The following is a 26,135-nucleotide window of genomic DNA, read 5'->3' as shown; positions in this document are numbered from 1 at the left end:
CCCTCATATTTGCAACAGCTCATCAGGCATCAACAACAAAAAGGAGCGGCAAGCGCAGAAATCAATCTGCTCTTTGCAGAAAATACCCGCACCAGGACTGCTATCATAAAACTGCTCGCGGAAAACTTGAAGTTAGAGATTAAAAACTCCATTTTAATATTGCTGGAGCAAAAAGAACCGACCATAGAGCAAATAAAAATCCTGATTGGAAAGTATGATTATTCAAAATCATTTCAGGAAACACTATTAGAAACAACCAAAGAATTGCTGAACACGGACAGGATTACAAATCTGCGCAACCTCTTACTGGAAACTGACGGGAATTTTATTATACGGCTGCTGGAATATTACTTCACGCTGGAAGGTCCCGAACAAAAGGCCGTAATCAGTAAAATTATCCACGAAAGCTACAAGCAGGAACAATTAGCCGCGCTGGAATCTTCCATGACCAAAATTTTTATGCGCTATCTTTTCAAAGCAAATCCTGATGATAAAATCCTGGCTGAAAAAATTCACGGGTTTTTATCGGAAATTTATCCGTATATGAGGTCTACTTCCTTTAGAAAAATGTTGCAGAGATTTTATAAGAACCGCTCCAACCGGCAAATAGACGTTGAGAAGTCCAAGTTGTTTTATTCCCTGCTGGACCAGGCTGTGGAAAGCAGAAAAAATCGGATAGCTACAGAAAAAAAATTGTTCGCGCAACAAGAAACGCCGCTGGATAATAAAACTAACACCATAAACGCTATTCATAGCTATTGTTTACATGAAAAAGACGGTCTGTTCGAAAAAATAATTACGGCATTATCCTTTTATCCTGAAGACAGAGAGGTAGCTACTGCAATATTAAACGGCTTAACCAGTAAAGTTGAACGTGAACCGGCTTTTCTGAATGATCTTACGCTGCAATTGAAGGAATCTATCGAGACCAGATATTTTAATAACGCTATTTCTTTATCCGAATTATCTGCTGAAGATGTGGCGCGTTACAGATTAACAATAATTATTATTAACAGTTTTAAAAACAGGTTTTTTGAAAATATTCCGGATTCCTCCAAAGTGTTTGAATTGATAAAAGGAATACTGGCCGGTGATGACAAGCAAAATTTCCAACCATTACTACACTTTCCCGAGATTATCGTAGCCATGACCAGCGTACTGGCTTATTGGAGCCTTGATAAAAATTTCTCCTGCATTTTTCCGTTTATAGAACATCCCTCCAACCTGGTCAGAAGCTATATTATCAAAACTCTGGCCAGACCAAAAGATAAGCTGATTGATCAAATGATAGATTATTTAATGCTGCATGATACTTTCCACTGCCGAAGCGGAATAGGCAAAATCCTGGAAACAAAACGCGATGACCCTGTAAAAGTAATCTACAAAATGATCCCCGGTAAAAAGGGAGAACAACTGGTCAAATACTGGAGAGCGCTGCATTGTCTTTCTGAAGTGCGGGATATAACAGGCAGACAACAGGCTTTGAAGTTTTTTAACTGGAGCGATCATTTCCTGTTGCAACTGGGCACACCTTCTGTGCATGAACCGGACGTTCAGGCGCTTTTCAACTGTCTGGAAAAAAAATATAAAGAATTTAAATCTCTGTTTATATTAAAGCAAATCAGGTACAGGGGAGAGGTTTTTGAACGAGCGGTTTATGTAATTTCCTTTCTGGCCAGAGATACTATTTCCCAAAAGTATCATATTCATACCTGTTTCGCGAAACAAATAATTGAAAATATGCAGATGCGCCAGAATGAGATTGAAGGTACAAACTTATTGAATTTTTTTAATATCGATAATGAAATTACTATGGAAAAGATTGGCCATGAAAATTACAGTTTTTTTATTCGACCTTTTTTTGACGGGTTTGATCTTTCCAAACCTGCCAATTTGCAAAATCTGCTTTCATATTATTCAACAACAGAACTTCTGCAGGACTTTGCTTATGAAATAGGAAAAGTAGCATTACAGGCCGATCTTTTGGCCAAAGCCGATTACGGAGAACAAAACGAGATTATCACCATCAATTATTTTCAAACAACTCCGCAGATTTCCATCAAACATATTGACCTCAGTTCTTCTTTTTCCAAGATTGATGAATACCAGCGCCTGGGAAAAGATAAGGAACTTTATGCCTATTATTTAAAAAAAATACAACAAACCGCGGATATATTTAATTTGAACCAGGGTCAAAAAAAATTCCTGACAGCTAAATATTTTAACGGAATAATGGACCAATATTCAGCAATCTTTGGAAGGTACATGCAGCACAGGTTCATTGTTCCCGGCGCTGAAAAAACCGACATTTATACTCAAAAAACACTGAAAAGAATCGGAGCTACCGGCCCTGATATATCTGCAGCGCTTAGTGGTTTGTTTGGCTATGTTACTCTGGCAGCAATGAAACTGGATTTCACTACAGAAGAATTATTACAGAATATTGAAATAATGCCCGATTCGTATGGTGGGATTTTAAAAGAGCTGTTTCAAAGAACTATCCTTGATAAAAAGACGGTTACAGATGAAAGAAGCTGGTTTTTCAGCTTGCGTGATTTTGTGCTGGACGCAAACAATAAGTTGGATATTGAGCTTCCCTGGTATTGGGACGGAGAATTGTTTAAATTTACAAGTTTTTCCAACGTTGAAAAAAATCTGAGGGAATTAAATATCGATATGGATATGCTGCATAAAACAATTAATTTTATTTATGATAATCTCGATAAAATAATTTATTTAAAAGTTTTCGATCTGCAGAAATACCTGCGGGAAAAAGCACAAAAGATCCTTTAAAGATATCTCCCTCCGCAGTAATCAATTATGTTGGGAATTTCAAACAATCGCGTCGATATATTGTCGTATTTTAATCATATTAATAAGGAGAATTTAAGATGAGAAAAATTATCGCCGAAAAAAAATTAGATGTAAGGCTTATCACATTTGAGTCCGGACTTGATAAAACCGGTGGTTTGGGCGCTTTTGCGGGCCAAATATCTGCCGCCTTGCAACGATTTACGCCGACTACTGTTGAGGTAATTGCTCCTCTTACACCATATATTCAAAAAAACTATGATCTGCAACCTTTAGCGGATGCAACTTCAAAAGTTCTTCGCATGCTCAGTAATAACTTTTATTGGCATGAATCTAAATATAAGAAGGAAATTCCCCAGGTCTTGTCATTAATGACACACAATGGGGTCAGGCACACTTTTCTGGGTACAACCAGTCAGATGCAATACAACTCTGATTTACCCGTCAGAAACCAATATAGTTCAAACGTTAATAAGTATTCCGCTATGAAAAAAAATTTCCTGGCAGATTTATCTGTAAGTAATGATTTAATATCGTCGAATTATCAATGCAGGCTTGGCAGATATACTGCTCTGTCTGACGGCTTCATTAATGATGTTATGTTATTTAACTGGTTAATGACCTCCTATTTATTAGTATCAGCCGGCGAAAATCAGATTTTGCATTTTAATGAATGGCATACGGCATTTTATCCGATAATTCAACATTTAATAGATTATAAAGATCGGGATTTTAGAACAATTTTTACCCTGCACAATATTTTTAACCCGGATATTAATGATTATTCTGATTTCTTCGGTATACGAAGTTCAAGCCTTCCCTTGAATCGTCAAAACCCTCTGGATACTGCATTCCAAGAATTTAACACACTTGCTACTGTCTCCAGGGGCTTCAGTCAGGAGTTAAGTCGCTTCAAGTCTATACCGAAAACTGTAAAACAATTCGACGTGGTTTTAAATGGTTATGATGAAATGTATGATTTACAGACTGTATTGCCTCAAGATAAGGTCGTTACGAGCGAAAATATTTCCGCCATAAAAAAAGATCAGAAAACCAAATTATTTCAGGAGCTTAGCTTAACAAATCCGGAAAGGATGCTGCTTAGCTTTATCCATCGCTGGGATCCGCAAAAAGGTTACCTGGAAACTTTAAAAGTTATTGACCAGTTCTTTTTGGATAATAAATTCACAGATGATATTGTATTGGTCATGACCTGTAATTCAGACGATCGGGACGATGTTATTATTCGTAACAGTTTACTGGAAAAATACCCTGATAAAATTGCCATTGTAGATTATTCTGATACGATCGCAGTCAAAATTTTCCAGGCTAGCGACCTTTTCCTGTTTCCTTCACCCACACATGAACCGTTTGGTATTCAGGCTGTAAACTCTTTCGCCAGCGGTACGCCTGTGCTGGCACATAAGACCGGTGGTCTTGTTGACACTATAAATCCCGGCATAAACGGTCTTTTATTTGATAAAACCGAAGCTGATGATAACTATTTATCCGCCTACAGAAATAAACTGGAAAAAATGATAAACCTATTTAAAAACGGAGCCTGGGATTTATTCAATCTTTATTGGAATGCCTATAAATCCAAAGAAGATTTCACCTGGGAAAAAGCAGCTCAGGGATATTACGATATATATAACCAGGTAATTAACTGAACTCTGAAAGCTAAAACAGGAGTTTCCTGAAAAATTCAGGGTGCATAAAAGAAGCTTTGTGAATATCCTGATTATAATATTGCATTTTTTTGAGTTTTTTTATTCTTTTCTCATCCAGATTGTCCTGAGGTTTGTACTTTTTTGAACAGAAAGAAAAGCCGATGGTACCGCTGGGATAAGTGGGTATAATTGTATAGTAGTAATCCACCACTTTATAAATTTCACGATTTTGTTTAAAAAGACTGGAAATGAAGTCCCTGTGATAATACATGGATTCAGATTGCGATGTAACTATTCCGTCCACTGTCAGGGCTTTATACATAGCTGAATAAAACTCTTTTCGGAACAAAACCTCAGCAGGTCCTACCGGATCCGAAGAGTCCACACAGATAACATCAAAATTATTTTTCTGCTGCTTCACATATTCAGCTGCGTCCTGAATAACAATTTGAGTGCGTTTGTCTACAAATGCTTTTCTGAACTCGGGGAAATATTTCTGGCTGGAAACAATAACTTCCGCATCGATCTCGCATAAAACCACTTCTTCTACCGAATCGTATTTAAGAACCTCTTTCAAGGCTCCGCCATCACCACCACCTACAATCAAAACTCTTTTCGGGCAAGGATGAACATTCATTGGTACGTGGACAAGCATTTCATGGTAAGCGAAATTATCATGCTGGGTGACCATAATAATCCCGTCCAATACCAGCATGCGCCCAAAGGCCACTGTTTCAAAAACTTCTATTTGCTGAAATTCGGATTTGCGTTGTTCCAGAACTTTTTTGACAGCTACCTGAAGAAGACGTCCTTTATCGATTTCAAAATTTTCAGTGAACCAGAGAAAATTTTTCATCAAGGTTTGTGCTTTATCTGGTCATCAGGTAAATTGAGAATACCTCTTTTCATTTCTATTACTGAATGATATTCGGCTTTTAAACCTTTTTTTATAAATTCCATAGCTGCCGGATTGTCGGTAAGATCACCGCAGGTAAACACATCCACAGCGCAGTAACCGAATTCCGGCCAGGTATGAATGGCAAAATGCGATTCGGCTATTATAATGACTCCGCTTATACCATGGGGGGAAAATTTGTGAAACTTATGCTCAACGACAGTTGCTTTAGCTACGATGGCCGCATCCAGCAAAACTTTTTCAACGTGATTTAAATCGTTAATAAGCTTCTTGTCACAATTATAAAGCTCAACGATCAAATGCTTACCCAGTTCTTTCATCTCACCCTCTTTGGTTTAAAATTTTTACCTGCTTCAATATCTCTATATAAAATATTAAAAAATTTTTTCTAAAAAAACAATTGCCAATTTTACTTTTTTTTGGTGGTTTGTCAATAAATTTTTTTCGACAAAGGAGTTTAACTTTAATTTTTTAGCTTGAAAAGGCCAGAATAAGGCTATTTGAATAATTTTTTTATCTTTTCCTTAATATTACCTTTGGCTAAAGAATTTTTTTCTTTTCTCAGATAAGCAAGATATTCATAAATCGTCTTTTCATCATTACTTAAAGTTTTGGGTGTTTCCACGATAATTGTTACATAATGGTCACCCTGACCATGATGCTGTAAATGTTGTATGCCTTTGCCCTTTAAGCGAAATACCGTATGCGATTGAGTGGCTGCAGGCACTTTAAGTTTAATAGTACCGTATAAAGTTTGAATATCCATCTCATCTCCAAGAGCAGCCTGAGAAAAACTAACAATATGCTTGCTGTGTATATCGTCTCCATCCCTTTCATACAAAGCATGTTTCTTTACTTCTATATAAACGTACAAATCCCCATGTTGGGCACCTCGTTGGCCCACATTCCCTTCTCCTGAGACCCGCAATTTGGAACCGGTTTCAACACCAGCCGGAATTTTAACTTTTAATGTTTTACTTTTGGCCATACGACCTGATCCGCTGCAATTGGTACAAGGATCGGTCACAACCTTGCCTTCACCATGACATGCCGGACAGGGCGTAACCTGGCTGATGGTGCCCAGAATTGATTGTCTGGTCTGGCGCACTTCTCCACGTCCACCGCAGGTCTGGCAGGATTGAGCGCTTTTTTTACTTCTGGAGCCTGTTCCCGCGCAATGATCGCAAGTATCAAGATGTCTTACGTGTATTTCTTTTTCCACACCGTTGGCGACTTCTTCCAGAGTAATGCTGGCGTCAACACGTATATCCTCACCTTTTCTTGCGGTCTGTCCCGAAGAACGCGAACGAGAAGCCCCCCTGCCACCGAAAGCATCGCCAAATCCACCAAAACCGAATTCTTCAAAAATATCACCGAGATTACCAAAAATATCACCGAAGCCGCTAAATCCGGCACCGCCAAAACCGGCACTTCCGAAATCAAAACCGTCAACTGTTCCAAACTGGTCATATTTCCTGCGCTTGTCAGCGTCACTTAAGACCTGATAAGCTTCGTTTATTTCTTTAAATTTTTCCTGAGATGTGTGGTCTTTATTTACGTCCGGATGATATTTTCTGGCCAGGCTGCGAAAAGCGCTTTTAATTTCCGCGTCAGTGGCATTCTTGTTTATACCAAGTACGGCATAGTAATCTTTTGAGCTCATAATTTATCTTAATACAATCCTTAAAAAAAGTCATCCCCGGGCTCAGTCAGCAGGCCTTTTGAAAAGGTCACGCCTCACCCGGGGAGTAATCCGGCAATAAAATATATTACTTCTTGTCGTCCGTTTCTTCAAATTCGGCGTCAACTACTTTTTCATCAGCTTTTTTTTCACTTTCAGCTTCTGCAGACTGCTGCGCCTGAGGTCCTTCTTCTGTTTTGGCTTCACTTCCACCGGGAGCTGCTTCCGGCTGACCCTGTGCTTGAGCCGATTCATACATTTTTGCGGACAGCTCATAAACTATTTTCTGGAGTTCTTCAGTTTTGGTTTTAATTAACCCGAGTTCATCTTTCTTTAAAACTTCACGTAATTCTTTGACTGCGTCTTCAATCTTTGTCTTCAAGGTAGCGTCAATCTTGTCCGCATTATCCTTAAGCAATTTTTCAGCCTGATAAGACAGACTGTCACCCTGGTTTCTGACTTCAATCAACTCTACCTTCTGCTTGTCTTCCTGCTCATGTTCTTCTGCAGCTTTTCTCATTTTTTCAATCTCATCCTTGCTAAGACCTGAAGAGTTGGTAATGGTAATCTTTTGTTCTCTGCCTGTGCCTTTGTCTTTGGCTTTAACGTGTACAATACCGTTGGCGTCGATATCAAAGGTTACTTCAATCTGCGGTACTCCTCTGGGCGCAGGTGGAATTCCGTTCAGATGAAATTTCCCCAGAGTACGGTTATCCGTAGCCATGGGTCTTTCACCTTGCAAGACATGAACTTCCACACTATCCTGGCTATCTGCAGCTGTACTGAATACCTGGCTCTTGGACACCGGGATCGTGGTGTTCTTGTCGATAATTTTGGTAAATACGCCGCCCAGGGTTTCTATGCCAAGCGACAATGGCGTAACATCCAGTAAAACTATATCTTTCACTTCACCGCCCAATACTCCGCCTTGAATTGCTGCACCCAGCGCAACAACTTCATCAGGGTTTACGCTTTTGTTTGGTTCTTTTTTGAAAAGTTCCTTTACGGCTTTCTGAATAAGTGGCATTCTGGTCATACCGCCAACAAGCACAACCTCATCAATATCATCCACGGTAACGTTGGCGTCTTTTAAAGCCTGTTTGGTCGGATTAATACTTCTGGTGACATATTTTTCAATCATTTGCTCAAATGTTGACCTGGTCAGGCTCACATTCAAATGTTTGGGGCCGGTCTGGTCTGCTGTAATAAACGGCAAATTAATATCTGTGGACTGAGCTGTAGAAAGTTCGATTTTTGCCTTTTCAGCTGCTTCTTTTAAACGTTGCAGTGCCATATTGTCCTTAGATAGATCAACACCATTATCCTTCTTGAATTCCTTTACCAGCCAATCTATAAGTTCCTGGTCCACATTGTCGCCGCCCAGATGGGTATCGCCATTAGTGGAAAGTACTTCAAAAACGCCGTCACCTAATTCCAGAATTGAGATATCAAATGTACCGCCACCGAAATCGTATACGGCGATTTTTTCATTTTTCTTTTTTTTGTCCAAACCATATGCCAAAGAAGCCGCAGTAGGTTCGTTGATAATACGCAATACTTCCAGCCCGGCAATGGTTCCGGCATCTTTCGTAGCCTGTCTTTGGCTGTCATTAAAATAAGCAGGTACGGTAATAACCGCCTGTGTTACTTTTTCTCCCAGATATGCTTCGGCATCGGTTTTCAGTTTTTTCAGGATCATGGCTGAAATTTCAGGCGGTGTATAAGCTTTGCCTTCAATATCCACAGCGGCGTCGCCGTTTTTGCCATCTATAACCTTATAGGGCACCATCTTTTCTTCTTCTTTTACTTCGTTGTGTTTACGTCCCATGAAACGTTTTATGGAGTAAACAGTATGCTTCGGGTTGGTTATGGACTGTCTTTTAGCCACCTGGCCCACCAATCTTTCACCGTCTTTGGTAAAAGCCACTACAGACGGAGTTGTGCGTCCTCCTTCGGCATTGGCTATTACAACAGCGTTTCCACCTTCCATTACCGCCACACAAGAGTTTGTCGTACCTAAATCTATTCCAATAATTTTCCCCATATCAATTCACATCCTTTCTTTTGATTATTCTGCAACCACGACCATAGAGGGTCGCAAAACTTTTTTGTGAAATAAATAACCTTTTTGATATTCTTTAATAATTTGTCCTTTTTCCACACCTTCTTTTTTTTCCTGGGATACAGCCTGATGATAATAAGGATCAAACTTTTGGTCCTTAGTAACTATTTCAGTTACGCCCTGTTTGTTTAAAAAATCAGTGAGTTGTTTATTAATCAGCTCAAACCCCTGATAAATTTTCTGTGCATCAATTTTTTCCTGGTTTTCAGGATGTAAAGCACGGTCGAAACTGTCAACAATCGGCAGGAAATCGAGCAATGATTTTTCCAGAGCGTATTTGGAAAACTCACGTTTATCATTTTCCATGCGTTTTCTGTAATTATCAAAATCAGCTTTATGCCTGAGGAGCTGGTCTTTTAAAAAATTAATTTCAGTATCTTTTTTGGACAGTTCTTCTCCTTTATGATGATGTTCCTTTTTATGTTTAATCTGACCGGCCAATTCGTTTATATCAACTTTTTCCGGAATAATTTCCGGTTCAATTTTCTGGTCAGCCGGCAACTGCTTTCCCTCAATAATTTCTTCTATTACATCTTCAACATCAGTTTCCTGTTCCGGCTCAATATCTTTCAGTTCCTTCTCTACATCCTCATTATCTTTATGATTTTGTTGTTTATATTCTTTATGATGATGTTCGTGGTACATAGTTAAACATTCACCTCCTTAAGTTTTTCACCTGAATAATTGTAAAAATTTTCTTTTCAAAACTTTCACCGTATGGTCCACTACCCCGAAAATATTATCGTAATTCATGCGTACCGGGCCTAAAACGCCAACCTTGGCGATGTTTTCATTTTCAACCGTCAGATTCCCATAAACCAGAGAAGTAGGAGAAAGTTCATCGACTTTATGCTCTGAACCGATACAGGAATTTATTTTCTCCACCAGTTGATCCTGAAAAAGACTGATAACTTTGTTTTTGTCTTCCAGTACGGTGTTAATTTTCCTGAGTGTTTCAATTTCCTGAAATTCCGGATAAGCCAGCAGATTATGGCTGTTTTCAATAAATACATGTTTCGAACTGAGTAATGCTGAACTTTTTCTAATAGCAGAAAAAATTTTTACAAGAATATCTTCATAGGCGGTAAACCTGACCTTTACTCTTTCCATATTTTCCATAAAAACCGGGCCCAGATTGTCCAGCGGTATATCGGAACAAACATTATTCAGAACTTCCGATACCTTATTCAGTTCCTCCTGGGTAATGGCCAGCTTCTCAAAATGAATTATTTCCTGAAAATTTTCACCGTAATTATTCAATACTACCAGTAAAATCTGGTGAACATTAAGAAGCACCAGTTGAATAAACTTTAAAATATTTTTATGCTGATTTTCCGCTATCAAAATAATGGGGTATTTGGTCATCTGCGAAAGTATCTGGGCTGTATAAGCAAGGACCTTATCAATACTGGTAGAAACGTCTTCCAGCATATTTTGCAAATATTCAGCTTCCTGCACCTTAAGCTGATTATCTCTGTTCATTAAATGGTCTACATAATAACGATAACCCTTATCTGTAGGTATGCGGCCCGAAGATGTATGCAAATGCTTTACGAAACCTTCTTTTTCCAGATTGGCCAGCTCGTTGCGCATGGTTGCGCTGCTCAGGTCCAGATTGGTCTTATCCACAAGCAGAGCGGAAGACAAGGGTTCTCCATTATCGATATAATCCTTGATCAGAGCCTGCATAATAATATCTTTTCTGTTCATTTGTTACCTAAAATCCCCTTTTACAAGTCTACTCTTTATTGCCACAAACAGGCGCCTGTAACGGTTTCGCCGAACCTTGCTGTTAGCACTCTATGCTCATGACTGCTAACATCCCTAAAAGGTTATCACCTCAAAAATGAGTTGTCAACAAAAACTCTTTAATTATATAGGTGATGTCGCGAAATTATGATTTCGAGGCAATAAGCGACTTCGTCCTGTTAAATACGGCCAAAAGCGCGGGCCGAAATTAACAAAGAAAACGTATTTTGCAACAAGCTTTATCAGATATTTTTTAACATCAGGATAGCGTCAGTTTGATCTATGTAATATTTTTCTCGACAACCGGTCGTCAAAAATCCGTTCTTCAAATAAAACTTATGAGCTTTACTGTCTTTTTTTACTTCCAGATTGATTTTATTTATACCTTTTTTCCTGAGCTGGCCATAGAGCTTTTCCAGGGCCATTGTTCCTATCCCTATGCTTTGCAATGGCTTGGCAACGGCAATGTTTATCAAATCGGCTTCGGGCTTAACTCTGACCAGCATTATGAAGCCCACACAATTCTCGTTGAGTAATATTTTATATAAATCTTTATTGTTTTCTTTACGGAACAAATGAAAATCATCTTCGCTCCAAGTGGTGTGTATCTCTTCATTATATAAGGCGTAAATATAGGCCACATCTTTACCCAATGCTTTTTTTAATTCAATTTTGTTGGTTACCTGGTTCATGCTTTTCCTTTACTGATATTTACCGGATAAGCGTATATAGGCAAAACTTCAGCTAAATCCAGTACCGGCTTTTGAAAAGACAGAAGTATAGCTTCTCTGGCCGAAGGCAGCGTTCTGAAGAAGTGTTTTTCGAATTCCGCAGGAACAGATTTTAAATCTCCCACAATTATATAATCTCCCTCTATTATCCCTAATTTCACCAGCAAAACATCAAGCCTGATTGTTTCCTGTTTTAATAGTATATTAAATGGCTGTCCTCCGTATATCCCGAAATTTACTTCGTCTTTTCTTGAATCCATAACAGCTACTATCAGGCCTTTATAATGTCTGTTCTGAAAAGCCAAAAGTTCAATGGTATTAACAACTTTCACGGGTTTATTTTTTACGAAAGCCATGGTTTTGATTACTGATAACCCTATACGAATACCGGCATAACTGCCAGGTCCGTTAACTATTACCCATTCCTCAACATCATCCAGAGTGTATCCGGCTTCGATAAAAAACCTGTGCAGCACATCCAGCAGGTCGTCCAGGCTTTCTTTGTACAACTGCAGCTCGCTCAACACTTTTTCATCATCCATCAAACAAACGCTGAAATGCTGACTGACTGTGGATATTCCCGCTCTAAGCATGACTGATTAAAATCTCCCTCGTTTTATCTTTAACCTTGATGTGAATATTATAACACTTTTCCGGAAGGCTATCAGGAAAACGCTCTGCCCATTCTATAAAAGTAATAGACTGTGGAGAAAAATATTCTTCAATACCGATTTCGGCAAGTTCATCCTGGTGATTAATCCTGTAATAATCTATATGATTGATAGTTGTTTTTTTACCTTTGTATTGATTGACAATAGTAAAGGTAGGGCTGTTTACATATTCTTTTACTTTAAAAAATTCCGCAGCGGCCCGTACAAATGTTGTTTTCCCTGCACCTAGCTCTCCTTCCAGAGCTATCACATCTCCCGGCTTTAAGCGGCTGGCAAAAGTCCTGGCAATGGTTTGTGTATCTTTAAGAGATTTAACAAGATATTTTTCACTCATGTAACAAATTATCCGACGGACAGGCTTTGCTTGTAAACCAAAACCTTAAATTTACTTATTCTAGATATCCCGTCCCTCTTTCAGGGCTCTGTAAATGGTTGCCGCGTTTTTACTGAGTATAGGGTGATACGCTTCGGGCGCTATTTCGTTTAACGGTTCCATTACAAAAATACGCTCATGCATTAAAGGATGGGGTATTATCAGATTATCTTCCAGTATTACTTCTTCATCAAAGAGCAGAATATCTATATCAATTGTCCGGGGATGGTAAGCGCCTTTATACAAGCGGCCCAACTTTCTTTCTATTTCTTCTGTCACCTGCAGCAACTGCAAAGGAGTATATCCGGTTAATATTTTTACCACACCATTTAGAAATTTCGGCTCATTCGGTCTTTTTTCAGCCATGTATTCTAAAAAACCGGATGTAGCAATTATAGTAATATGCTCATCTTTTTCCAGTTCTTCCAAAGTTTTATCTATGGTCAATTGTCGATCTCCCAGATTCGCTCCTATTCCTAAAAATACTTTATGCATATGAACCCCCTTTCATAATCGCTGTTGTTACTAATAAAACATCCTTAAGTTCTTTAACATCATGTACCCTGACTATATTTGCTCCATTATTAACTCCAAGGGCAACTGCCACCGCTGTCCCCGGCATTCGTCCTGCTTCATCCCTGCCTGTGATGTCGCCGATAAAACGCTTACGCGATGGACCCAGCAAAATCGGCCGGCCCAAACCTCTAAAAATATTTATTCTCTTTATTAATTCTAAATTATGCTCCAGCTTTTTGCCAAATCCTATACCCGGATCAATTATTATCAGTTCTTTTTTTACTCCCTGATTAACCGCAACTTTTATTCTTTCCTGAAAAAAGGTATAAATATCAGTTAAAAGATCATTATACCGAATATTTTTTTGCATGCTGCGCGGCTTGCCCGGTGTATGCATCAAAACCACAGGCACTTTATAGCGCGCAATTGTCTGAAACATTTTGGCGTCAAAGGTACCGGCACTGATATCATTGACCATTACTGCTCCGGCTTTCAGGGCTTTTTCAGCTACTTCCGCCTTCCATGTATCGATAGAAATTAGAGTGCCGGGAAATTTTTTCAGTATTGCTTTGATAACCGGAAGAACGCGAGCGCTTTCTTCTTCTGCGCTTATTTCCCTGCTGCCAGGGCGGGTCGATTCTCCACCGATATCAATAATATCCGCTCCGTTTTTAAGCATTTCAGCGGCATGAGTTACTGCTTTGCCTACAGTGTCAAACTTGCCACCGTCACTGAAACTGTCCGGTGTAACATTTAAAATCCCCATTAAAAAAGGTTTTTTATTAAAATCAAAAGATGTTTTCCCGATTTTCACAGGTTTCAGGGGAGACATCACGTTTTCTTTAATGATTAATAGTTGCCCGGCCAGTTCTTTGAGCCCAAAAGGCTGATCAGCAAGGTCCGAGCAAAAAACCTGTAATTGCCGGCCATTAAGGGTCAGCAGAACATCAGTTAGCGACTCGGGTTTTACCATGGTCTCCCGGCTGACCACAGCTTCTCCGCCTTTGGACAGGGCTTCCTGCTTGATAATATTGGCGGCCACCGCCGGAATATTTTTTAGATAAAAAAAATATATCGTATTCTTGGCAGCCAGCTTTTCATAGGCGTAAGCATCAACACCGATTTTATCAAATAATACAGGCCAATCATCAGTTGATAGTTTGTATAAATAAACCAGAGGAGAGACAATTTTTTTTATGGCTGTCATTTTTTAATTATATATAAAATATCGTGGATTATCAAAAAGCTAGGGAAACGGAATTATAAATTTTAGAAAAAAGACAAAAACAAAAACAAAAGCTATAATATAGCCAGATGTTAATAGAAACCACAAATTTAATAAAAAAATACGGCAAACGAGCTGTAGTAAATAATGTCTCTATCAAAGTACAACAGGGAGAAGTAGTAGGTCTTTTAGGGCCGAACGGAGCCGGCAAAACCACTACTTTTTATATGATTATCGGGCTGATCAAGCCCACATCCGGCAAGGTGCTTCTGGATGGAAAAGATATTACAAGTCAGGCCATGTACCTTAGAGCACGTGAGGGTATTGGTTATCTTCCTCAGGAAACTTCTATTTTTCGCAAATTGTCAGTGGAAGAAAATGTTTTTATTCTCTGGGAACTTCTGAAAACTTACCCCAAAGAATTGTATGACGAAAAAATTACCGAATTACTGCATGAAATGAAAATAGAACATTTACGCAAACAAAAAAGCTATGTACTTTCCGGCGGTGAAAAACGCAGAGTGGAAATAATGCGTTCTCTGGCAACGAATCCCAAATTTATCCTGCTGGATGAACCTTTCGCAGGTATAGATCCGCTAGCCATACAAGATATTCAGGATATGATTCTGCACCTAAAAAAAAGAGGTCTGGGAATTATTATTACCGATCACAATGTCCGTGAAACATTAAAAATTACTGATCGGGCCTACATTCTGCATGACGGCAAAATTCTTACCGAAGGTGATTCCAAAAAACTTACCAATGACCCAATTGCCAAGAAATTTTACCTCGGCCAGAATTTTTCTATCTGATGTTTAAATTACTGGATAAATATATTATTAAAGAACTGACCAACGTTTTTTTCTTTGGCGTTATCGCTTTTTCCTCCATATTTGCCGGAGTAGGTGTCATCCCCAATCTCGTCAGTGAAGCCAATAATTATGGGTTGGATCTGATTACAGTAATCAATCTTTTTATTGCCCGCATACCACAGGTAATGGTTTATACATTTCCAATGTCGATCCTGCTGGCTACTCTGCAGGTTTTCGGCCGACTGTCTACAGACAGCGAAATAAGCGCATTCAGGGCCGGGGGCATAAGCCTTATTCGTATTATTTTCCCTGCTTTGATAGTAGGCTTTATGGTCTCCATGCTGACCATGGTTTTTAACGAACTTTTAGTTCCGAAATCGACGTTATATGTAAATTACCTAATTGCCAAAGCTAAAAACGAATATAAACCGGTATTCAGATCTGCAGTCAACATCCCGCAATATGAAGACGGCTACCTGAAACGTACGATTAATGCCAAAGAAATGTACAAACAAACCATGAAGGACATAACAGTTATCGAATACGAAAAAGGTAACCTGCAGCGTGTAGTGTTTGCCAACCAGGCCATATTTAATACTGGCAAGGGCTGGTTATTCTTTAACGGAATTTTGTATTTATTTGATAAAGAAGAAGATTCCATTTCCAGAGTTACCTTTGACAAGGAATATATTAATCTGAAATTAAGCCCTACAGATATTAACGTTATCCTGGAACAAAGCTACTCGCAGCAGCTGGGTTTTTTTGATTTATCCAAACATATACTTATTAAACAAAAAACCGGCGAGGATGTCTCCAAGCTGCTGGTTGAACTTTACTTGAAGACATCGCTGCCTTTTGCCTGTCTTATATTCACCTTACTGGGGGCTCCTCTGGGCTTAAATCCCCAGCGCAGCAGCAACTCGGTAGGTATCGGTTTGAGCCTGCTTGTAGTTGTTGTCTACTATATCCTGATGGCAGTTGGTGAATGGCTGGGGCTTATTCATATTCTTACGCCTTTTATAGCTGCCTGGATACCAAACTTAACAATAGGGGCCATGGGAATGATACTGTTACTTAAAAGAGCTCATCAATAGACTGAAATTAAAACCTTACTCAAAACTGTAATGAAATTTATAGTGTACGTCGTAGCGGCCTTCGAGTATGGCAACCACATCCTCTACCAGCACTGCTTCTTCGTTAGTAGGGATCATCAGTATTTTGACTTTGGAATCAGGCGCTGAAAGATCGGTTTCCCCGTCTGAGGCCATGATCATACCGTTTTTATCATTATCGAGAATTATTCCCATATTTCCCAAGCCTTCTGTTGAACCTTCCCGGATAAACCAGTTGTTCTCACCTACTCCGGCTGTAAACACCAGCGCATCTACATGTCCCAAAACGGCCATATAAGCGCCGATATATTTTTTAATTCTGTAAGTTTCCATGAGCAGGCTGAGTTTGGAGCGTTCCTCGCCTTTTTGGATTCCCATAAGGATATCCCTGCGGTCCGTGTACTTACCGGTAATGCCCAAATGCCCGCTTTTTTTATTGAGAATATTAGTTATATCCTGACAAGAACAGTTCAGTTTTTCAGCCATATAGCCGACGATTGCCGGGTCTATGTCTCCGGAACGTGTGCCCATCATCGCCCCTTCCAGCGGGGTTAAACCCATGGAAGTATCTATTGAAATACCGTTGCGAATAGCTGCAAAGCTAACACCATTACCGATATGCAAAGTAATGAGGTTTACTTTATTATTGGGTATATCCAGCATTTTGGCTGCGCGTTTGGCCACATACAAGTGTGAGGAACCATGGAACCCATACTTGCGCACACCATAATTTTCATACCAGTCATAGGGAACTGGATATATATAAGCATGTTTGGGAAGTGTCTGATGAAAGGCTGTATCAAAAACCGCTATCTGCGGAACGCCTTCCAATACCTCCATAGCCGATTCTATGCCGATAATATTCGGCGGATTATGCAGAGGTGCCAGCGAAGCGACCTGCTTAATCGTATTTAAAACTTCGGTGGTAATGAGTACAGATTTATTAAATTTATCTCCACCGTGCACAACTCTGTGTCCCACAGCTTTTATTTCGTTGATGTTGTCTATAACTTTTTTATCACCAGCTGTTAAAGAATGCAGGATTTTTTTTATGGATTCCTTATGATTGACGGACGAACCACCTTCCAATCCAATGCGCTCTTCATTACCCTTGGCCAGGACTTTTTTGGTGTCGGATTCATATAGCGCGTATTTTACTGAAGAACTACCGCAATTTAAAACTAATATTAACATTTTAACCTACCTGTAATGAAGTAATGGCTGTAACATAAAAAATATCATCTACGCTGCAACCTCTTGATAAATCGTTTACCGGCTTTTTCGCACCCTGAATAATGGGTCCAACAGCCATCGCGTTACCGATCCGTTCGGCAATTTTATAGCCGATATTTCCTGCCTGCAAATCAGGGAAAACAAGACAATTAACCTTGCCCGCAATTAGGCTTCCGGGAGCTTTTTTCTCACCTATTTTAGGTATAACGGCTGCGTCAAACTGAAATTCTCCATCCAGCTTGATATCCGGCCTGTTCGCTTTTGCCATTCTAACAGCTTCCTTAACTTTGTCCACCAACGGATGCTCCGCACTTCCATAAGTGGAGAAAGAAAGTAGGCCCACCTGCGGCTCAGAATGCATAATTTTTTTATAAGAATCCGCCGTATCTGTGGCAATGCAGGCTAATTGGGCGGAGTCGGGCTGAGGATTTACAGCGCAATCCGCGAAAAACAATACTCCGTCCTTGCCCATTTCTTTATGTTCGGTGATCATTATAAAAAAACTGGAAATCAGAGTGCTGCCTTGTTTAACACCTACACAATGAATCAGTGCTCTTAGGGTCTCGGCTGTAGTGCAGTCTGCCCCACAAACCATGCCATCGGCCAAATTTTTTTCTACCAGCAAAGCTCCGAAGAAATGAGGTTTGGTGAGCACGGTTTCTCTGGCCAGTTCCGGGGTAACTCCTTTTTTGCCTCGTTTTTCCAAGTATAACTGTATCATTTGTTCGGCAAGTTCTTTGTCCTGCTGCGGGTCATAAATAATGATTTTTTTTAACTGTTCTGAGCTAAATGCAGCTGTCAGCTTCATTCTATCCCCGACCAAAACGACAGTTGCGATGTCCTGATCGACAATTTTCCGGGTAGCCGATATTATCCGTTCATCGTGCGTTTCCGGTAAAACTATCTTTTTTTTTAAAGTTCTGGCTTTAGCAATAATTTCTTCCAGTAATAGCATACAGCATTCATTCTACTTGATTTGCAATTTAATCGTCAATTTTATTTCAATTAATACGATATATTATTAGGAGGGTGGAAATATGTTCAATAAAATAATTTCGACATCGGACATACAATTAATATCCAATCATAAACCTTTCCCGGAAGAAAAAATGCAAAGTTTGTTAAAAGGATTAGACCCCAGACTCACGGAATTATATAAAAAATCAGTGCAATTTTTTAACAGGCTTAACGATCCGGCTTATTTTAACGGTTTTTATCAAACAATCAAAAATGTAGCCGACATAATCATGTCTGAAAATCTCCTGGGGATAGAAGGAATATTCGGTGTTGGCCATTTGTTCTATGGTAATGTCGATTTTCGCTACAGAATGTATAATACTTTAAAACAAGCCGCAAAAAAAACATCTTATTATTACGATTTGGGTAAATATCTGCTACCGGATATTGATTTATTCATTGTCTACAAAAACACCCAGGGACCCATTTCTATTTTTTCAGAAACAGCTTGTTTAAAAGAACTATTTGTAGAAAACTCTATTCTATTCAACCGGCAATGGAATAATATTAATCGGAGGTTATATCATGAAATCACCAACGGGTTCAAAATTGCCAACCGGAATGAGGACCCAGTTGATGAATTTTTTAATCATGGACGACTACATGTTGACTTATTCCCAATCCCTGCTGACCTTTTTAAAGAGAGTTTAAATTATACCCATCCGCAATATTTTAAAAAAATAGTTTTTTTTCGGGACATGCTTTTTACCTGTCATCCGCTAAATATAAAAAACTCCGAATTGCTTATTACTTTGAACCAATACCGCAAACAAGTTGTCCGCGATATTCTAAAACTCTATCCTGACAAAAATCCTCTGGATATGGTTATTCATCTGCAACCCCACTATAAAAACTTTATATCTACCTATAAAGAATTGCCATTATATTTACAAAATCTATGGAAGCCAATAGTAGATGAGGTCTTAAGCGAAAAAAAATAATTTACATGTTATACTGATCTCAAATGAAAACAATCCTTATCACCGGAGGTTCATCAGGTTTGGGTTTGCGATTGACGGTAGATTTCCTGCGCACTGGAAACAAAGTTATTGCTTCTTATTTCAGCAATTCCCAACCATTGAATAAGCTGGCTGAAAAATATCCTGACCTGAGCTTTTTTTATCTTGATTTGTCAGCTCTGAATAAAGTCAAATTTTCCGGTCAAAAGTTGGATTTGCTTATCCTGAACGCCGGGATTATTCATAATGAACTGCTTTTAAAAGAAAGTTCAGAAAATTTTCAGGAAATAATTCAAAAAAACCTGACTGCCAATTTTACAATTTGCCGGCAGCTTGTTCCAGGTTTAAAAAAATCTGAAAATTCGCATATCATTTTTATCTCCTCGCTATCAGCCCTTAAAGGAAATATAGGTCAGGCAGCATATAGCGCGGGGAAAGCCGGACTGATCGGCCTGGCTAAAAGTCTGGCTAAAGAACTGGCGGAAGATAACATCAAAGTAAATGTAATTTTGCCCGGCTTTATGAAAAGCAAACAAACAATTACGTTGCCCCAGACGATAGTTAATACCTATAAAAATGCCAATATTTTAAGACGCTTTAATACTTTAAAGGAAATCAGTAGCTTTATAAACTGGCTTAGCGCAACAAGAAATATTTCCGGACAAATTTTTAATCTGGACAGCAGACTCTAAAAAAGTTTGTTTATCCGTTTAGAAATTTCATCATATCCATTGAATAAGAATTCATCTGCTCGGCTTGCGCAGACATTTCCTCGGATGAAGAAGATGTTTCTTCGGCTGTAGCAGCGTTTTGCTGAGTTACTTTACTCAATTCAGTAACAGCAATATTTATATTTTTTATACCAGCAGCTTGCTGTTCGGAGGCCATAGAGATCTGTGCAATAATATCAGAAACTTTTTCTACGCTTTCCCTGACTTTGTTGAAATTTGTATAGGTACTTTCCAAAATTTTATTACTGTCAGATATCCCGGACACAGAATTATCTATCAGTCGAGCTGTGTCTCTGGCTGATTCACTTGCCCTGGTCGCCAGGTTCCTTACTTCATCCGCGACTACAGCAAATCCCGCTCCTGCCTCTCCAGCCCTGGCTGCTTCAACAGCCGCATTTAATGCCAGAAGATTTGTCTGAAAGGCTATATCATCAATGGTCTTGATAATTTTCTGAATGTTCTGACTTTCATCTGATATTTTTTTCATACTCGCAGCCAGCTCTGACATCGATGAACTGGCTGTGCCCGTTACGTCCAACGCATTTTTCATTAATTCATTAGCCTGAACAGTATGGTTAGCGTTAGATTGGGTCATGGAATCCAGTTCATCTACCGATGTCGCCGTTTCTTCCACAGTTGCTGCCTGCTCCGATGCTCCCTGTGCCAATGACTGGCTGGCATTTGCTATCTGCCCTGCAGCTACGTTTAAAGATTGCGCACCATCCGCAATACCGTTAGCAATTTTAGATATCGATCTGGTTATACTTAATGCCGTTATATATCCCATACCCAGAGCCAATATAAACCCAAAAAAAGTAAAAATGACGGATAATAAATTTAGAAATGCAACCCTTTTCACTGCCACATTGCCAAAAGATTGTGAGGTGTTAATGCTAATGGCGAAAAGATCATCAAATAATTTTTCGCATTCCTTAAAAACCTTCCTTTCTTCACCCATATTCAATTTATAGGCATCATCTCTATTACCTGATTGAACGAGTTTAAGAAAATTTTGATGGATATCCTCAAAATTTTTCCATTTTTGTTTGAATTCCTGCCATATTTTTTCTTGCTCGTCGTTGCGAGGTAAAGGTTCATAAAGCTTAAAGCCTTCCTGAGCTTCCTCCCAATATTTTTTTATATTTTCCAGTTGTTTTTTGATGTTTGATTCACTTGTGGCTATTTCTGGAATCAGGAGAGACCTTTCTGTTTTCTGCACAGCCATTTGGGCAAGATCAATATGATGCAATCCACGAATAGCAGGCAAATTTGAAAATGCTATATTCCTCAGGGTATTTTTTGTTCCGTTTAAGCCGGTTACTCCAATTAATCCCACCATCAGCGTAATGACTGAAACTAATAGAAAAGAAAGGATAAGCTTAACACTTAACTTCATAACATCCCCCAAAAACAATTTGATTACATATTACTCTTAAAAAATTGTGTCGGTCAATTGAATTCTGGTTTGAACAGTAGAAACCTGCCAAAAATTAGCCTGTATGTTAACTTACACAAAAAACGCACCCTGAATATGGTCAAGCAATTTATCATTTTCCAAAATTATCACATCAAATCGAGAGGGAACATCAGCATCTTTTAATGTGGTTAAAAAATATTTGGCGGTTTTAATAATTTTTTTCTTTTTCACGGCAGTAATTGCACTATAAGGAGAAAGCAGGCTTTTATCTTTGTAATTCTTGACCTCGATAAATACAATTGTATCTCGGTCCTGGGCTATAATATCTATTTCGCCGAATTTGCTGTAGAACTTGGTTTTTAATATCTTGTATCCCAGCTGAACCAAGAAATCCAGGGCTATTTCTTCACCTTTATCTCCGGTTTGTTTACTGTAATGCATTAAAATAAGACCAACTGTCTCGGCTTATTGAAGGTCCTGCGATGGATAGGACACAGGCCGTTTTGCAATATACGCTCCTGATGCAAGCTGGTCCCGTAACCCTTATGCACTTCAAAAGCGTAATCCTTATAAATCCTGGCATAACCTTGCATAATTCTGTCCCTGATGACTTTGGCTACAATGGATGCCGCGGAAATTACCGGTACAAGCGCATCACCTTTAACCACCGTCTTCTGTTTGATCGTAATATCGGGAATCTTCTGGTTTCCGTCAATTAAAATAATGTCCGGTGAATGCTTTAACCTTTGAAGAGCTTTTTGCATAGCCAGAAAAGTGGCGTATAAAATATTAACTTTGTCTATGATATGGAAATCAATTACACCTATACCCACAGCCAGGGATTCTCGTAAAATTCTGGGATATAATTCTTCTCTCTGAACTGCAGTAAGTTTTTTGGAATCTGAATAAAGATTCTTTTCCGGTCTTTTCGTAAAAATAACAGCTGCAGCTACAACCGGACCAGCCAGCGCACCGCGCCCAGCCTCATCAATACCGGCGATCAGCATACTTATATCTCTGGTTGTCCGAAAATTATTCTGTCATTGCGAGGAGTATTGGCGACAAAGCAATCCACATTTATGGCTATGTATATTGCCAGGTCACGCTCGCATTGACTTGAAAATTTTATATTTTCGGACGGACTAAGAAACACTTTTCATTACAATTACTGCGTTATGACCGCCAAAACCAAAAGAATTAGACATGGCTACGTTAATTTTTTTGTTTACGGTTTTATTGGGAACATAATTCAGGTCCATGCCTTCATCGGGTGTTTCATAATTTATTGTTGGCGGCACATCGCCGGTGGCGATAGTTTTGGCGATAATTACCCCTTCAATAGCTCCTGCCGCGCCTAACAAATGCCCGGTCATGGATTTGGTTGAGCTGACCAGCAGTTTTTTAGCGTGATTACCGAATAGAGTTTTTATAGCGGCTGTTTCTATTTTGTCATTCAAATCGGTTGATGTTCCGTGAGCGTTGATATAATCAACATCCTCAGGTTTAAGACCGGCTGTTTCCAGAGCAATTTTCATGGCTCTTATTGCGCCGTTACCATCTTCAGCCGGAGCAGTCATGTGGTATGCGTCTCCGCTCATACCATAACCGACCATCTCGGCGTATATCTTCGCTCCTCTGGCTTTGGCGTGCTCATATTCTTCAAGCATAACAATACCTGATCCTTCGCCCATAACAAATCCGTCACGGTTTTTATCAAATGGCCGGCTGGCCTTCTGCGGCTCTTCATTATGAGTGGATAAGGTACGTGCAGCACAAAAACCCGCTAAACCTAACGGTGTGATAGATGCCTCTGCGCCTCCGGCCAGCATGGCAATTGCCATACCATCCTGGATTAAATTAAAGGCATCTCCTATAGAATGAGTTCCAGACGCACAGGCGGTAACAGTACAGGAATTCGGACCTTTGGCTTTAAATTCAATAGCTACAATTCCCGCGGCCATATTGGTTATCATCATGGGCACAGTAAAAGGAGAAACTCGTCTCACGCCTTTTTCCATAAGGTTTCTGGCCTGTTCCTCTAAAATATCTATTCCACCAATTCCGGAACCGATTATTACTCCAACCTGTTCGGATATTTGTTCTATATTCAAGCTTGAATCTTTAACAGCTTCTTTTGCCGCGCAGACTGCAAACTGAATAAACCTGGACATCCTTTTAGCATCCTTGGGATTTATTCCGAATTTTTCAGCTTCAAAATTTTTTACTTCTCCGGCGATAAGCACAGGGAAATCCTTAAGTAGCTCAGCATTTTTAATTTTATCAATACCGCTTTTACCGGCAATCAGATTGTCCCAGCTTTCCTGCACACTGTTCCCCACCGGGCTCAGCATTCCTAATCCTGTTACTACAACTCTTTTCTTCATGATTTCATAAACCTCCCTAACATTCGTCCATTTCTTTAACTAAATTATCGATTATGGTTTTTACAGGTAAAATATCATGAATTTCATCAAAACGCTCTCCGGTAAAAACAATCCCTTCATCCACTTCACCATTTTTGGCTTTCTTCAAGGCCTCAATAATACAAAACCTCCTGTTACAGGATTTCAGACAAATATATTTGCAGGGAAATTGGCCGATTTTACCGGCTTCTACTTTTTCCAAAAATTTGGTCATTATTGCTCTGCCCGGATAACCAACAGGACTTAAAAATACTTTCATATCTTTTTTGGTGTGGTCCAGATAGTACTGTTTAAATTTTATATCAACATTACACTCATCGCTCATTACAAATCTGGTTGCCATTTGTACTCCGCTGGCCCCCATTTTTAAAACTTCACAAATGTCCTTACCATACAAAACACCGCCGGCACCGATAACAGGAACTTTCCCTTTTACTTCATCCAGAATTTCTTTGAGAATTTCTTTCATTGGTCTATCTGTTCCCAGATGACCGCCGGCTTCCTTGCCTTCTACAATTATCATATCCGCTCCCATTTTTAAACCCAGTTTTGCGGCTTTCACAGATGAAACCACAGGAGCGAAAGCTATGTCAGCTTCTTTGCACATGCGAAAAACATCCATAGAAAAACCGGCTCCGGCAAATATCAAATCAACTTTACTATCGATACACACTTTAACCAGGTCCAAAAATTCTGAAGCTGCGACCATAATATTCACAGCGATTAAACCATTACCTCCGGATATTTTCCGGGCAATGGCGATTTCTTCTTTTAATTCTTCATTGCTCATTCCTGACCCGCCTATTGTACCGATAGCATTGCAGGCCGCTACTGCCCCGGCTAAACGCCCGGTGGACACTCGTACAGCCATTCCACCTTGTATTATGGGAATTACAGGTTTGAGGTTTTTTATCTTCAACAGATTATATTTCATTCTTTACTTTCTTTTAGGAGGTCTTGAAAAATGATTACTGAAAACATATTTTCAAGACCTCCCATAATATAGTTAACTGGTTTAACTTAAATCATTAACAATTTATTTTTTTAATTTGTCTTTAATATAAGTGATGGTATCACCTATAGTTTTTAATTTTTCAGAATCCTCATCAGATATTTCTGTGCCGAATTCTTCTTCAAGAGCCATCAACAACTCAACGCTATCCAAGGAATCCGCGCCTAAATCTTCTACGAAAGAAGCTTCTTTAGTCACTTCACTTTCGCTAACCCCTAACTGTTCTACAACAACTGCTTTTATTTTTTCATATATTTCCTGTTCATTCATTCCTCTCACCTCCTTATTATGACAAAACTTTTACATAACCATACCACCGTCGACATTTATTACTTGTCCGGTGATATAGTCCGCTTCCCGGCTAACCAGAAATGATATTGCGTTAGCCACGTCCTCCGGCTTTCCGAATGTTCCGGCAGGAATATTGCCTATAAAATATTTTTTTACTTCTTCCGGTAATTTCGCGGTCATATCCGTGTCTATAAAACCCGGAGCCACCGCATTAACCTGAATATTTCTGGCAGCGTATTCTCTGGCCAGAGTTTTGGTAAGACCTATTAACCCCGCCTTGGAGGCGGCATAATTGGCCTGGCCAACATTTCCTATAAGACCGACTACCGATGCGACATTTACAATCTTGCCGCTTTTTTGTTTGAACATCTGTCTGGTAACGGCCTTTATGACATTAAAAGCTCCAGTTAAATTAACAGCAAGTACCGCGTCCCATTCTTCCTGCTTCATGCGCATAACCAGATTATCTTTGGTTATTCCGGCATTATTAACCACTATGTCTATGCTGCCCAGTTCCTGCAGAACTTTATCTATAGTAGTGTTTACTGAATCCGGTTGAGTAACATTGGTTTGAATACCAATGGCCTTCACCCCTTTAGCTTTCAGTTCATCTATGGTTTCATTCAACATCATATCCAGTATGGCGATATTTGCGCCGTGACC

26 protein-coding genes are annotated in these 26,135 nt (G+C 39.3%); 6 read left to right on the top strand and 20 right to left on the bottom strand.

Annotated features, from left to right (window positions below):
• On the top strand, window positions 1-2,793 hold a 2,793-nt coding region (locus PHV30_06630), incomplete at its 5' end, for a hypothetical protein (GenBank protein ID MDD5456692.1).
• Window positions 2,794-2,891: 98 nt separating this feature from the next.
• The gene (locus PHV30_06625; GenBank protein MDD5456691.1) at window positions 2,892-4,481 is read left to right on the top strand and encodes a glycosyltransferase; all 1,590 of its coding nucleotides are present in this window, start codon (window positions 2,892-2,894) and stop codon (window positions 4,479-4,481) included.
• Window positions 4,482-4,491: 10 nt separating this feature from the next.
• On the opposite strand, the gene speE is transcribed toward PHV30_06625, so the two are convergent.
• From speE to folP, 11 genes are all read right to left on the bottom strand, one after another.
• The gene (gene speE / locus PHV30_06620; GenBank protein MDD5456690.1) at window positions 4,492-5,337 is read right to left on the bottom strand and encodes a polyamine aminopropyltransferase; all 846 of its coding nucleotides are present in this window, start codon (window positions 5,335-5,337) and stop codon (window positions 4,492-4,494) included.
• Window positions 5,337-5,717: an adenosylmethionine decarboxylase gene (gene speD / locus PHV30_06615; protein MDD5456689.1), complete on the bottom strand. Its 381-nt coding sequence runs from the start codon at window positions 5,715-5,717 to the stop codon at window positions 5,337-5,339. Before speD ends, speE begins: the two co-directional genes overlap by 1 nt.
• Window positions 5,718-5,893: 176 nt before the next feature.
• Entirely contained in the window at window positions 5,894-7,060 is a 1,167-nt protein-coding gene (dnaJ, locus tag PHV30_06610) for a molecular chaperone DnaJ (GenBank protein ID MDD5456688.1), read from the bottom strand.
• A gap of 106 nt (window positions 7,061-7,166) precedes the next feature.
• Complete coding sequence (gene dnaK / locus PHV30_06605; protein MDD5456687.1) at window positions 7,167-9,122, bottom strand: molecular chaperone DnaK; 1,956 nt, start codon at window positions 9,120-9,122, stop codon at window positions 7,167-7,169.
• A 24-nt stretch (window positions 9,123-9,146) separates the two neighbouring features.
• Complete coding sequence (grpE, locus tag PHV30_06600; protein MDD5456686.1) at window positions 9,147-9,845, bottom strand: nucleotide exchange factor GrpE; 699 nt, start codon at window positions 9,843-9,845, stop codon at window positions 9,147-9,149.
• A gap of 27 nt (window positions 9,846-9,872) precedes the next feature.
• On the bottom strand, window positions 9,873-10,910 hold the full coding sequence (gene hrcA, locus PHV30_06595; protein ID MDD5456685.1) for a heat-inducible transcriptional repressor HrcA: 1,038 nt from the start codon (window positions 10,908-10,910) through the stop codon (window positions 9,873-9,875).
• A gap of 281 nt (window positions 10,911-11,191) precedes the next feature.
• Complete coding sequence (locus tag PHV30_06590) at window positions 11,192-11,641, bottom strand: GNAT family N-acetyltransferase (protein ID MDD5456684.1); 450 nt, start codon at window positions 11,639-11,641, stop codon at window positions 11,192-11,194.
• A complete protein-coding gene (gene tsaB, locus PHV30_06585; protein MDD5456683.1) occupies window positions 11,638-12,273 on the bottom strand; it encodes a tRNA (adenosine(37)-N6)-threonylcarbamoyltransferase complex dimerization subunit type 1 TsaB in 636 nt (211 codons plus the stop codon). The genes PHV30_06590 and tsaB overlap by 4 nt, the downstream gene beginning before the upstream one ends.
• Window positions 12,266-12,685 carry a tRNA (adenosine(37)-N6)-threonylcarbamoyltransferase complex ATPase subunit type 1 TsaE gene (gene tsaE / locus PHV30_06580; protein MDD5456682.1) on the bottom strand — a complete coding sequence of 140 codons (420 nt, stop codon included), beginning with the start codon at window positions 12,683-12,685 and terminating at the stop codon, window positions 12,266-12,268. The genes tsaB and tsaE overlap by 8 nt, the downstream gene beginning before the upstream one ends.
• 60 nt (window positions 12,686-12,745) lie before the next feature.
• A complete protein-coding gene (folK, locus tag PHV30_06575) occupies window positions 12,746-13,219 on the bottom strand; it encodes a 2-amino-4-hydroxy-6-hydroxymethyldihydropteridine diphosphokinase (protein ID MDD5456681.1) in 474 nt (157 codons plus the stop codon).
• Window positions 13,212-14,447, bottom strand: coding sequence for a dihydropteroate synthase (gene folP, locus PHV30_06570; GenBank protein ID MDD5456680.1), 1,236 nt, complete (start codon window positions 14,445-14,447; stop codon window positions 13,212-13,214). The genes folK and folP overlap by 8 nt, the downstream gene beginning before the upstream one ends.
• 107 nt (window positions 14,448-14,554) lie before the next feature.
• On the opposite strand from folP, the gene lptB reads away from it, so the two are divergent.
• Window positions 14,555-15,277: an LPS export ABC transporter ATP-binding protein gene (lptB, locus tag PHV30_06565; protein MDD5456679.1), complete on the top strand. Its 723-nt coding sequence runs from the start codon at window positions 14,555-14,557 to the stop codon at window positions 15,275-15,277.
• On the top strand, window positions 15,277-16,371 hold the full coding sequence (locus PHV30_06560; protein MDD5456678.1) for an LptF/LptG family permease: 1,095 nt from the start codon (window positions 15,277-15,279) through the stop codon (window positions 16,369-16,371). Before lptB ends, PHV30_06560 begins: the two co-directional genes overlap by 1 nt.
• Before the next feature lie 15 nt (window positions 16,372-16,386).
• On the opposite strand, the gene PHV30_06555 is transcribed toward PHV30_06560, so the two are convergent.
• Together PHV30_06555 and pta are read right to left on the bottom strand one after the other, a co-directional pair.
• The gene (locus tag PHV30_06555; protein MDD5456677.1) at window positions 16,387-17,583 is read right to left on the bottom strand and encodes an acetate kinase; all 1,197 of its coding nucleotides are present in this window, start codon (window positions 17,581-17,583) and stop codon (window positions 16,387-16,389) included.
• A 1-nt stretch (window position 17,584) separates the two neighbouring features.
• The gene (gene pta / locus PHV30_06550) at window positions 17,585-18,577 is read right to left on the bottom strand and encodes a phosphate acetyltransferase (GenBank protein ID MDD5456676.1); all 993 of its coding nucleotides are present in this window, start codon (window positions 18,575-18,577) and stop codon (window positions 17,585-17,587) included.
• An 82-nt stretch (window positions 18,578-18,659) separates the two neighbouring features.
• On the opposite strand from pta, the gene PHV30_06545 reads away from it, so the two are divergent.
• The gene (locus tag PHV30_06545) at window positions 18,660-19,580 is read left to right on the top strand and encodes a hypothetical protein (protein ID MDD5456675.1); all 921 of its coding nucleotides are present in this window, start codon (window positions 18,660-18,662) and stop codon (window positions 19,578-19,580) included.
• A gap of 23 nt (window positions 19,581-19,603) precedes the next feature.
• Complete coding sequence (locus PHV30_06540) at window positions 19,604-20,290, top strand: SDR family NAD(P)-dependent oxidoreductase (protein ID MDD5456674.1); 687 nt, start codon at window positions 19,604-19,606, stop codon at window positions 20,288-20,290.
• Between the two features lie 10 nt (window positions 20,291-20,300).
• On the opposite strand, the gene PHV30_06535 is transcribed toward PHV30_06540, so the two are convergent.
• From PHV30_06535 to fabG, 7 genes are all read right to left on the bottom strand, one after another.
• A complete protein-coding gene (locus tag PHV30_06535; protein ID MDD5456673.1) occupies window positions 20,301-21,725 on the bottom strand; it encodes a methyl-accepting chemotaxis protein in 1,425 nt (474 codons plus the stop codon).
• 111 nt (window positions 21,726-21,836) lie between these two features.
• On the bottom strand, window positions 21,837-22,187 hold the full coding sequence (locus tag PHV30_06530; GenBank protein MDD5456672.1) for a YraN family protein: 351 nt from the start codon (window positions 22,185-22,187) through the stop codon (window positions 21,837-21,839).
• Window positions 22,187-22,753 (bottom strand): ribonuclease HII, encoded by a 567-nt coding sequence (locus PHV30_06525; protein ID MDD5456671.1) that lies wholly within the window; start codon window positions 22,751-22,753, stop codon window positions 22,187-22,189. Before PHV30_06525 ends, PHV30_06530 begins: the two co-directional genes overlap by 1 nt.
• A 135-nt stretch (window positions 22,754-22,888) precedes the next feature.
• Window positions 22,889-24,130, bottom strand: coding sequence for a beta-ketoacyl-ACP synthase II (fabF, locus tag PHV30_06520; GenBank protein ID MDD5456670.1), 1,242 nt, complete (start codon window positions 24,128-24,130; stop codon window positions 22,889-22,891).
• 16 nt (window positions 24,131-24,146) lie between these two features.
• Window positions 24,147-25,103 (bottom strand): nitronate monooxygenase, encoded by a 957-nt coding sequence (locus PHV30_06515; protein MDD5456669.1) that lies wholly within the window; start codon window positions 25,101-25,103, stop codon window positions 24,147-24,149.
• Between the two features lie 102 nt (window positions 25,104-25,205).
• Entirely contained in the window at window positions 25,206-25,451 is a 246-nt protein-coding gene (gene acpP / locus PHV30_06510; protein ID MDD5456668.1) for an acyl carrier protein, read from the bottom strand.
• 30 nt (window positions 25,452-25,481) lie between these two features.
• Window positions 25,482-26,135: 3-oxoacyl-[acyl-carrier-protein] reductase (fabG, locus tag PHV30_06505; protein ID MDD5456667.1), on the bottom strand; the 654-nt coding region annotated here is incomplete at its 5' end.

It is taken from the genome of Candidatus Margulisiibacteriota bacterium (assembly GCA_028715625.1).
GTDB lineage: Bacteria > Margulisbacteria > Riflemargulisbacteria > GWF2-35-9 > GWF2-35-9 > JAQURL01.
The sequence above is the reverse complement of the archived record's forward strand: the minus strand, read 5'-3'. Positions and strand labels throughout refer to the sequence as shown.

Coding starts and splice junctions, on each gene's coding strand:
- PHV30_06625 (MDD5456691.1), top strand. CDS start 2,892: ATGAGAAAAATTATCGCCGAAAAAAAATTAGATGTAAGGCTTATCACA.
- speE (MDD5456690.1), bottom strand. CDS start 5,337: ATGAAAAATTTTCTCTGGTTCACTGAAAATTTTGAAATCGATAAAGGA.
- speD (MDD5456689.1), bottom strand. CDS start 5,717: ATGAAAGAACTGGGTAAGCATTTGATCGTTGAGCTTTATAATTGTGAC.
- dnaJ (MDD5456688.1), bottom strand. CDS start 7,060: ATGAGCTCAAAAGATTACTATGCCGTACTTGGTATAAACAAGAATGCC.
- dnaK (MDD5456687.1), bottom strand. CDS start 9,122: ATGGGGAAAATTATTGGAATAGATTTAGGTACGACAAACTCTTGTGTG.
- grpE (MDD5456686.1), bottom strand. CDS start 9,845: ATGTACCACGAACATCATCATAAAGAATATAAACAACAAAATCATAAA.
- hrcA (MDD5456685.1), bottom strand. CDS start 10,910: ATGAACAGAAAAGATATTATTATGCAGGCTCTGATCAAGGATTATATC.
- PHV30_06590 (MDD5456684.1), bottom strand. CDS start 11,641: ATGAACCAGGTAACCAACAAAATTGAATTAAAAAAAGCATTGGGTAAA.
- tsaB (MDD5456683.1), bottom strand. CDS start 12,273: ATGCTTAGAGCGGGAATATCCACAGTCAGTCAGCATTTCAGCGTTTGT.
- tsaE (MDD5456682.1), bottom strand. CDS start 12,685: ATGAGTGAAAAATATCTTGTTAAATCTCTTAAAGATACACAAACCATT.
- folK (MDD5456681.1), bottom strand. CDS start 13,219: ATGCATAAAGTATTTTTAGGAATAGGAGCGAATCTGGGAGATCGACAA.
- folP (MDD5456680.1), bottom strand. CDS start 14,447: ATGACAGCCATAAAAAAAATTGTCTCTCCTCTGGTTTATTTATACAAA.
- lptB (MDD5456679.1), top strand. CDS start 14,555: ATGTTAATAGAAACCACAAATTTAATAAAAAAATACGGCAAACGAGCT.
- PHV30_06560 (MDD5456678.1), top strand. CDS start 15,277: ATGTTTAAATTACTGGATAAATATATTATTAAAGAACTGACCAACGTT.
- PHV30_06555 (MDD5456677.1), bottom strand. CDS start 17,583: ATGTTAATATTAGTTTTAAATTGCGGTAGTTCTTCAGTAAAATACGCG.
- pta (MDD5456676.1), bottom strand. CDS start 18,577: ATGCTATTACTGGAAGAAATTATTGCTAAAGCCAGAACTTTAAAAAAA.
- PHV30_06545 (MDD5456675.1), top strand. CDS start 18,660: ATGTTCAATAAAATAATTTCGACATCGGACATACAATTAATATCCAAT.
- PHV30_06540 (MDD5456674.1), top strand. CDS start 19,604: ATGAAAACAATCCTTATCACCGGAGGTTCATCAGGTTTGGGTTTGCGA.
- PHV30_06535 (MDD5456673.1), bottom strand. CDS start 21,725: ATGAAGTTAAGTGTTAAGCTTATCCTTTCTTTTCTATTAGTTTCAGTC.
- PHV30_06530 (MDD5456672.1), bottom strand. CDS start 22,187: ATGCATTACAGTAAACAAACCGGAGATAAAGGTGAAGAAATAGCCCTG.
- PHV30_06525 (MDD5456671.1), bottom strand. CDS start 22,753: ATGCTGATCGCCGGTATTGATGAGGCTGGGCGCGGTGCGCTGGCTGGT.
- fabF (MDD5456670.1), bottom strand. CDS start 24,130: ATGAAGAAAAGAGTTGTAGTAACAGGATTAGGAATGCTGAGCCCGGTG.
- PHV30_06515 (MDD5456669.1), bottom strand. CDS start 25,103: ATGAAATATAATCTGTTGAAGATAAAAAACCTCAAACCTGTAATTCCC.
- acpP (MDD5456668.1), bottom strand. CDS start 25,451: ATGAATGAACAGGAAATATATGAAAAAATAAAAGCAGTTGTTGTAGAA.